Annotated in this window: 7 protein-coding genes; 3 read left to right on the forward strand and 4 right to left on the reverse strand. The window is 51.4% G+C overall.

The features are described from left to right. Nucleotides 1-167: 167 nt before the first annotated feature. Nucleotides 168-335: an AbrB/MazE/SpoVT family DNA-binding domain-containing protein gene (locus VGA14_RS02770; protein ID WP_331002217.1), complete on the reverse strand. Its 168-nt coding sequence runs from the start codon at nt 333-335 to the stop codon at nt 168-170. A gap of 141 nt (nt 336-476) precedes the next feature. Between VGA14_RS02770 and VGA14_RS02775 the strand changes: the two genes are divergently transcribed. Then, nucleotides 477-1,670, forward strand: a complete 1,194-nt coding sequence (locus VGA14_RS02775) for a tyrosine-type recombinase/integrase (protein WP_331002218.1) — start codon at nt 477-479, stop codon at nt 1,668-1,670. Nucleotides 1,671-1,874: 204 nt separating this feature from the next. Here VGA14_RS02775 and VGA14_RS02780 read toward each other — a convergent pair whose 3' ends face one another. Together VGA14_RS02780 and VGA14_RS02785 are read right to left on the reverse strand one after the other, a co-directional pair. After that, complete coding sequence (locus VGA14_RS02780; protein WP_331002219.1) at nt 1,875-2,276, reverse strand: DUF2203 domain-containing protein; 402 nt, start codon at nt 2,274-2,276, stop codon at nt 1,875-1,877. Between the two features lie 85 nt (nt 2,277-2,361). Continuing rightward, nucleotides 2,362-4,977 carry an amylo-alpha-1,6-glucosidase gene (locus VGA14_RS02785; RefSeq protein WP_331002220.1) on the reverse strand — a complete coding sequence of 872 codons (2,616 nt, stop codon included), beginning with the start codon at nt 4,975-4,977 and terminating at the stop codon, nt 2,362-2,364. Nucleotides 4,978-5,100: 123 nt separating this feature from the next. Here VGA14_RS02785 and VGA14_RS02790 point away from each other — a divergent pair, with 123 nt between their 5' ends. Continuing rightward, complete coding sequence (locus VGA14_RS02790; RefSeq protein WP_331002221.1) at nt 5,101-6,915, forward strand: potassium transporter TrkG; 1,815 nt, start codon at nt 5,101-5,103, stop codon at nt 6,913-6,915. 153 nt (nt 6,916-7,068) lie between these two features. On the opposite strand, the gene VGA14_RS02795 is transcribed toward VGA14_RS02790, so the two are convergent. Next, nucleotides 7,069-7,398: a hypothetical protein gene (locus VGA14_RS02795; protein ID WP_331002222.1), complete on the reverse strand. Its 330-nt coding sequence runs from the start codon at nt 7,396-7,398 to the stop codon at nt 7,069-7,071. 184 nt (nt 7,399-7,582) lie between these two features. Here VGA14_RS02795 and VGA14_RS02800 point away from each other — a divergent pair. Continuing rightward, the coding region (locus VGA14_RS02800) for a universal stress protein (protein ID WP_331002223.1) at nt 7,583-7,820 on the forward strand (238 nt) is incomplete at its 3' end.

Below are 7,820 nucleotides of genomic sequence, written 5' to 3' on the forward strand. Positions count from 1 at the left end.
TATCTCAGAGATAAAATCAGACATTATCTCTGATATTATCTCTGATATTAAGTCAGAGATAACATACCTTACTTGGCCTGTCTTTTGTCTACTTGATTTTGAGCACGAATTTAGGGGTACTACTGAACAACTTTTGCCCAAGTCTGTAGACTTTGACAAAAACGACTCTATTCGAGCTTGCGAAACTTGGCGTACCTTTTGCCTTTGTCTTCGATAACTGACCAGTCTAACACATCACCGACTTGCAGTTTTAGCGCTTCGGCAATGTCTGACGGTATCGTACATCGCACCGACGGCGTACCTGCCCGTGCACTTTGCACACTTGACTTGGCCACACCTGACATAAGCAAAACATTGTTTAAATACCTATTGTATCGAAGCGACCGATTCGACCTATACTTAAATAGTCGTTTACACCTATTCGACCTATGCTTACACAAGCAAACCGCACGCGAAATAGGGTAGGTTACAAAACAATGCAGACAGCAAAAGACCCAAGACTCGAAATTTTTGCAAAAGAGCACGGCTTTAACTACCTGCTAACATGCATCGAAAAGCTGCCGGCTATCGACTGGCCAAGCTATTGCATCAAAACAAGCAGACGCAGTAAAAAGGCGACGACTGCTTTATTGGGTTGTCGTGCAATGGTTTACTTTAGCGAAGTAACACCAGAACTAAACGAAATTTTGGCGCAGGCAATAGCCAGACGCGATAAAGACACAGACTTGATGCAACCGCAAGACTGCAAGCAAATAATGCAATTGCTAGATAACTTTGTCAGCCATTGCGACGCAAAACAATTACTGCCCGGCACTACGATCGTTCGTGTTAACGCCATAAAGCAAGTTTTGCATTACATAGGCTTTAGGGCCGACAGCAAAGACTTTCGAGACAAAGTAGCCATGCCAAAGAAAATAGATGCAATCGAAGAAATACCAAGCGACGAGCAAATAAGGGCGATTCTGAACTTTGCAAGCCCGCGACTAAGAGCAGCATTGTTTGTAATGGTCGATAGCGGTCTTGGCCGTAGCGAAGTAATCAGACTGCGCGTTAAAGAATTCAAATTTAACGAGCCAGTGTGCCGCATCGAGACTAACCGCTTTAAAACAGGCGAGTACATCGAGACTTTTTGCACTAGCGAGACGGCAAACGCTGTAAAGCAGTTAATTGAAAACAAAAAACTAGGGCCAGACGACTATGTCTTTGTCTCAAAACTTGGCAAGCAAGCGGCAGACAAGTTTAGCGCGTTCTATGTAAAAGCGCTAAAAAAAGCAGGTCTTGACCAGCGCCTAGAAATTCGAGTCGGCAATGAGATAAAGCAACATGCTTATCACAAGTACCACTTGCACATTTACCGCAAACGCTGGTTCACGAGAGCTATCAATGTAGTGCCGGCTTATGTAGCGCACGCCATGCTTGGCCGTAAACAATACCTCGATCAGTACCAAGTACACAACCTCGCAGAACGGCAAGCATTTTATCAGAAAATCGCCAAGCATGTAAGCGTACACGAGAGCAAAGCAGACAGGCAAGAGGTGTTGCAAAAGGCCAGCGAGATGCTAGGCATCGCCGTAGACGAAAACACGATAAACGCTCTGAAAACCATTACTGCAAACTGGCGCAAACTGCCCGAGTTAGACAAAGCGCGCTTGCTAATGGGCCAAGACTAAAGCGCCTCATCTGGCGCTCTTTTCTTTATTAACCAAGTTAACTTTTCTGACTGTCATAACCTTACCCTTTTCATATCTGGTTAACTGACACCCCCTCCCCCCGTCGTGCTCCACTTATTATAAACAAAATACGATAACCGATTTTTGCCTGTAGAACGTTGTCAACGTTCTTCTCCCCCGAAGAGTTCTACAGGCATCCCTCAATTATGGCTCGATAACGCCTGTGGATTCAAGCGGCTTGCGGCCCATGAAGCCCTCGTCCTTGTTGTGCCAGAACTTTATCTCGTCCTCGCCGGCCTTCCAGCACAGCCACACCTCCTCGTCGAAGCGCTTTGAGGGAAAGTCGAGCAGCCCCTCGTCCACGCTTTTTATCGACACGCCTGTTTCTTCAAGGATTTCAATGGCTCTGTAGAGTTCGGTTACGGCCGAGTTCAGATCTTGCTTTTTCTTGATAAAGCGTTCAAAGTCGCTCACCGAGTCAACTATCCCTTGCAGCTCCTGCTGGAGCACCACCACCTTGTTCTTCTTGGCGACAATGTCTGCAAACATTCGTTTTACCCCAGGCAGTGTCTTGTTGGCAGTTTGAGGCGTGTAGAGCGTAAACATCCACCCTCTCAAGCACCCTAGGAACAATTTATTCCTAGCGCACTCAAGTTCTGGTGGATAGTCGGCTACCCACCAGAACCCTGGACTACACTATGCGGTAGCTGCTTTCTACTCGTGGTTTTGTTTTGAGATTGTCGAAGTTAACAGACAGCTTGTCGTTTGCAGGGTCTATCGCCACAGAGAATTTCGCCGATCCATTGCGGCTAGGGAGATGGCATTCAAATTCCATCCTGCCGCAGCCCTGCTTTAGCGACTCGGGCAACATCGGATCGATGTGGATCGTGTTTCTTGTCATATCAATTTTCATGCCAAGTACGAGCTCAAGGAACGCGTGCACGTACATTCCGACGGACCACGCCTGTAGGATGCACGAGTTGAACGGCTCCGGCCTGTCGCCCCTGTACGTTTCTGCGAACATGCCGTTTTCTACCAGTATCCTATCAGCCATCGACTTTAGGTAGCGGTAAGCCTGCTCGGTCCGGCCAAGTTTCAGTTCTGCAAGCGCGGCCCAGCCTGTCACAAGCGGCCACACTGCCCCGTCGTGGTAGAACGCCGGCCTGTACTTGGGATCCTGCGTCGACAGCGTCCTTACGCCCCACTCTGCGGTCATGTCGTCTTTTTCTATCCTGTCAAGGACCACGGCCTCCTTGGCGCTGTCGCCTGCGGCCCCGGTTATCAGAACAACGAGCGCGTTTGGCCGGATGCTTTGGTCCTTGGAGCCATCCTTTCTTATGGTGTCAAAGTAATAGCCGATTTCCGGGTTCCAGTACTCGGCGTTTATCTTGCTTTTCAATTCCTCGGCTCTAGCACTCCACCTCTTTTCGCTGACAGAGTCGCCTACGAGCCTAGCAAGCTCGCTGCCCACCGCAAGGCTTTCGTAGAATAACGCCTGCACGTCGTTTGCGCTCTTGCGCCGGTCGATGTGATCCATCCAGGTTGAGTCCTGTATCGGCAGTTTCGTCGCAATGCCTGTAAAGCCGTGCTCGATGAATCCGTCGCCGTCGAGGTCCTTCTGTAGGCCCCAGTCTACGAGGTTGACTATGGCAGGCCACCTCCTGCGCAAGTACTGCAAGTCGCCCGTTGACATCACGTACTGTCGTATAGCCCACGGGAAGAGAAAGGTCGAGTCTGCAGAACCGTAAGTGGTGGAGTGCAGAAAGGCTCTGCCACTTATTATCATGGGAAGCTCCCCCTTGGTCACACCTTTGGCGCCGCTTGCCTGGTGGCGCAGGAAATTGTCTATCGCCTTCCTTGCAAACGCATAGTCTCCCATCGCAAGGTAGCCCCGAAGCGACCATCCTGTGTCGCGAGCCCAGTAGTTCGGGAATCGAGGGAAGCCGGCGCATATTCCCGGGCCCAGTCCGTCATACTCACCTTTCAGGTACTTGAGAGAGGCCTTGGCCTTCTCGTACGCTCGGATAAGCCGGTTCATCTCGGCGCTCTGCCTCTCGCCTGTTTGCCGAATGGTCAGAGTTGACGACGAGTAGTGGAGAAATCCGCCGCGCGTTTCTTCAAGCAGCTGAGCATAGTTGTCGCGCATTTCCACGAACTCACGCAGGCATTCCTTGCCGCTTGTAAAGCTACCAGTTCCCACAAGCGCCATTTCCGTTGGTTGGCTACCCACCTCCACGTCGTACGACAGCTCGAGGTCATTATCAAACGAGTCCGTGAGTATCCTGCGCGGCTCCAGATCCTTTGGCGCAACGCCTATTGTGCCAAAGTACTGTGCCTGTTTTTGAGGCGAAGTGCTCAGGTGCAGGCAGTTGCTCTTCCTGTCGTACCTTGATGTGTTGCTCTGTGATACTGCGGCGAGGCCATAGCTCGTGATGTTACCGTCAATGAGAAAGTGCATCCTGACGCGCCTCTTCTTTCTTCCCCGTTTCATGACAAGGCCCTCCAGTAGGCGCAGGCTGGTCATCATGACAAATCCCTTGCTTTCTTGCGGAACAAATAGGGTCCTTGTGACGCTTAGCCCCGCCAACTCGTGCCGTGTCTGCAGCACGCCGTTTTCGTGCCTTGACGACACCACAAAATTCGGCAGCCTTTTCCTCACGCCCTCTTCCATCGATATCTCCACGACGATTCGTCCAAACACGCGCACAGGCGGCACATACAGCCCGCCGTTGTCGTACTTTACCCCCATCCAGGTCCACGGCGCGGACAGCGCGCCTGACGACGAGCAGATGATGTACGCTTTCTTGCCGGACAGCGCGAGCGGCGTGGCAAAGTCGCGGAACACGTCTTCTGAGGACTCTGTCTCGGCCGTCGGGTCCAACGGCAGCACCACATTTTCATTCTGCAAGGCCACACTGTCTGAAAACGTGAAAGGAGTTGTTATCAGCTCAAAGCCCTCCATCCTGCTCATGATTGCAAGCTTGTGTCTTCCCTTGCGCAGGCCGCCATTTATTACTAGGAAACGCGCGCTCTGGAAAGGCTTGAACGCAAGCGGCCGCTCCTCTGAAATCAAGGCGGCGTTGACAAGCGAGTCGCCCGTGACGACGTAGATGCTCTTTTTCTGGACGGGGATCTCGTCGATGTACAGGTCGAGCGAGACAATGTTGCCACCAAGTGGGACCGGCGGGTTCAAGAGCGAAAATACAAAGCCTTCCTGCTTTTCAGGGCCCGTTACTACGGTCGCGTTCTTCAGGCTTCCCTTGACGTATGAAAGCGAAGTGTGTATTGCATCAAGGGTGCCGGTCAACGCTCCCTTAGGGGTTCATTTTCCTATATTTTTGCTTTTGACCTTCAGTCGACTGATTTCTACGCATGTAGAAACATACGAAAACGGTTAATAACCGTCCTCTCTCCCTCATGGCTACTCCGTATGGAGAATGCTCTGGACCGCCCCGTCACGTCCTTCGTCAGCCGGCAGTTTGTCCTGATTGATGGCGAACTTGACGTGGCCAAGGCCGTAGAGACAATGCAGGCAAGAAACGGTGACACCATCATTGTCACCCACAGAGGGGCACCCATCGGCATAGTGACTGACAGCGACATACTTGACAAAGTGGTGCAGACCGGCGGCGACTCTGACATGATACTTTTGAAAACCGTAATGACTAGCCCCATCATTACTGCAAGCCCTAAGGCGACTGCGCGCGAAGTGCTGGGATTGATGCGGTTCTATAAGGTAAAGCGCATACCAATCGTCGAGGAGGACAAGGTGCGGGGCATCGTCACGCAAAAGGCCCTTGCAGACTCCATCCGGACTTCCGTGCTTGAAAGGACGTTTCGCAAGTACAGGTCCGCGGTACGCAGCCATCTAAAGGCGCTTCTTGGAAACATGGGGCTCGTCATCCAGTTTGCCGGCATCCTGCTAGTGTTCCCCGCGTTGCTTGGCGCGTTCATTGGCCAGACCGAGTCGGCGACCGGCGTGTTCATTGCGGTAGTCGGCCTGTTTGCGACGGGTTTTGTGCTCAGCACCTACGGCGAGCGCGGGCCCATAAACCTGAAACAGTCATCCATACTTGTTGTAAGCTGCTTCCTGCTTCTCGGCCTTTTCGGCAGCATACCCTACATGTACGTCAACCCATTCGGTCCAGACATACCTGTCGAGGCGCTTTTCGTAAACAGCTTTTTCGAGAGCATCTCGGGGTTTACCACCACGGGCCTATCCATGATAGCGTTTCCCGAAAACATGCCAGACAGCCTCATCTTCTACCGCGCCTACACCCAGTGGACCGGCGGCCTTTCTTTCATTTACCTTATCATGACGCTCTTTTACCCGGAGCAAAAGCTGCAGGCGATGCGCGACATTATCTCCGGCAGCGCACTCAGGTTTAAGCAGCTGCTGATAACTATCACCGTCATCTTCACAGTATACACCGTAGTTCTTGCGCTGATGTTCTACGCCACAGGCGGAACAAACCCGTACCACACGCTGGCACTTGTCTTCGACTCCGTGACAGGCGGAGGTTTCGCGCCGTCTTCTACGGCGGTGACACCAACAAATGTCCCACATCTACTCCTCCTTGGCGTAGGCATGATAATATCAGCCCTGCCGTTTGCCTTCCACTACTCGATATTTTCTAAGGAGCTGCGAAGGAAAAAGCTCGGCCTTGAAGTACTCGTCTACGCCATATTGATGACCTCCGCGGTGCCGGTCTTCCTCGTGCTCTCTGACACCGACCCCCTTACCTCGGCATTCCATGTGGTGAGCGCATCCACAAACTCAGGCTTTCAGTACCTGGACATACAGGCGTCGCCGATTGCCGCAAAGGTGGCCCTGATCCTGATCATGATGGCAGGCGGGACGACGTTTTCCACCGCAGGCGGCATCAAGATAGGCAGGTTCCTGCTCATCTACCAGAAACTTGCCAAGAAGGACCTGACGGACGTTTACACATCGGTCTCACCACAATTGATGGACAAGGCTTTTAGGCAGGCAGCAATCGTGATCGGACTCTTCGTCGGTGTGGCCCTTGTCACAGGCTCGGCGCTCAGCTTGCTTGAAGATGCGCCTTTTGAGGACGCGCTGTTCGAGGCGGTGTCCGCGCTCACGACGACCGGCCTTTCCACAGGCATAATTGCTATAGATGCGGACCTTGTGCCAAAGCTCATTCTGATGGCAAATATGCTGGCTGGTAGGTTCGAGATAGTCGCCATCCTGTTCATCTTCTTTGCATGGTTCAGGCGCTAAAAAATTGCTGCTGAACACACGTTTTACCACTTGAGAACTCATCCGTGCAGCAAAGCCTTAATCGTTCGATCACTGTGTCTGTTGACCGCTGCATACTCGGAAAGCAGCCTTTTACCTCGCTTAGATAATAACATCACCCATCCATCGCGGGTGTTATGCCCTTTGGCCCCTGGCGCTTACTTGACTTAGCCTTATTACCTGCTCTGGATCAGGCAGTACAGCAAGGATGTTCGATATAATGATCTCTTGGTTTTCATTTATCAAGATATCGGGAAAGTGCTCTCTCACTATCGCAGCGATATCGTCAGTCAGCCGGGCTATGGTTTCTTTCAGCCTTACCTGCCCCGCTTCATGCCTATCGAGTTCGACCAGTTTGAACTTGGGAGGCCGAACCATGCTTTCGAGCTGAGCCTTGTACTGTGTGCGCCGTGCTACTTCGCCTCTGACATAGATGACTACATTTGGTGGAAATCTCGGTTCCATGTGAGAAAATTAAGCAGTGGCGAGGAAGCAGAGTAATCAAGAATACCACGAAGACTAATTGGTTTGGCCACTGGAAGGGTGAACAGCTTTGCGTGGTTGCCAAACGGCAAGGATAGCTGTTGGATTAAGATGGCAACGTGAGAATGGAACAAAGCTTTTTTATCATTCTGGACAGCTAGACCTGATGGTAGAATTAGCATTGAGAGCATCGCCACCATTTTCCAAAATTCTAGTTGCTGTAGACCGCTCTGAAAACTCCAATAGAGCCCTTGAGTATACGTTGAAGCTAGCGAAGTTACATGAATCCAAAGTAACAATATTGCATGTTGTCGAGCCATCGCCATCTGCTCCTGAAACACATACTGCAATTCGTGCATTTGAGATAGCAGTTGAGGATGAAGCAAGAAAGTTCCTTGATAGTC

Source organism: Nitrososphaera sp., from assembly GCF_036397675.1.
Lineage (GTDB): Archaea > Thermoproteota > Nitrososphaeria > Nitrososphaerales > Nitrososphaeraceae > Nitrososphaera.

Excerpts from the sequence above, each read along its gene's own strand:
- VGA14_RS02775 (WP_331002218.1), top strand. The coding sequence starts at position 477 with ATGCAGACAGCAAAAGACCCAAGACTCGAAATTTTTGCAAAAGAGCAC.
- VGA14_RS02780 (WP_331002219.1), bottom strand. The coding sequence starts at position 2,276 with ATGTTTACGCTCTACACGCCTCAAACTGCCAACAAGACACTGCCTGGG.
- VGA14_RS02790 (WP_331002221.1), top strand. The coding sequence starts at position 5,101 with ATGGAGAATGCTCTGGACCGCCCCGTCACGTCCTTCGTCAGCCGGCAG.
- VGA14_RS02795 (WP_331002222.1), bottom strand. The coding sequence starts at position 7,398 with ATGGAACCGAGATTTCCACCAAATGTAGTCATCTATGTCAGAGGCGAA.